Source organism: Burkholderia sp. SIMBA_051 (genome assembly GCF_046534915.1).
Classification (GTDB): domain Bacteria; phylum Pseudomonadota; class Gammaproteobacteria; order Burkholderiales; family Burkholderiaceae; genus Burkholderia; species Burkholderia ambifaria.
The window spans coordinates 1-248 of the sequence record NZ_JAWRXS010000676.1 but is presented as its reverse complement, the minus strand read 5'-3'; the positions used below and the strand labels follow the sequence as shown (position 1 = coordinate 248).

General features: G+C 68.5%; 1 pseudogene. It reads left to right on the top strand.

The annotated features are described in order from the left end of the window. A pseudogene (locus SB771_RS36175) lies at positions 1–248 on the top strand (LysR family transcriptional regulator); the annotation flags it as partial.

The following is a 248-nucleotide window of genomic DNA, read 5'->3' as shown; positions in this document are numbered from 1 at the left end:
AGGAAGCGCTGGGCGTGCGCCTGTTCGAGCGTGACGCCCGCGGCGTCAAGCTGACCGCCAAGGGCCATGAACTGCTGTCGCACGCCGAGCGCATGCTGCAAGTGCGGCGCGACATGTTCGAGGCGGCGCTCGAGCAGAACGTCATGACGGGCACGGTGCGCATCGGCGTGGCCGAGACCATCGTGCAGACCTGGCTGCCGACGCTGATCGAGCTGTTGCACGCCGCGTATCCGGCGCTGGTGCTGGAG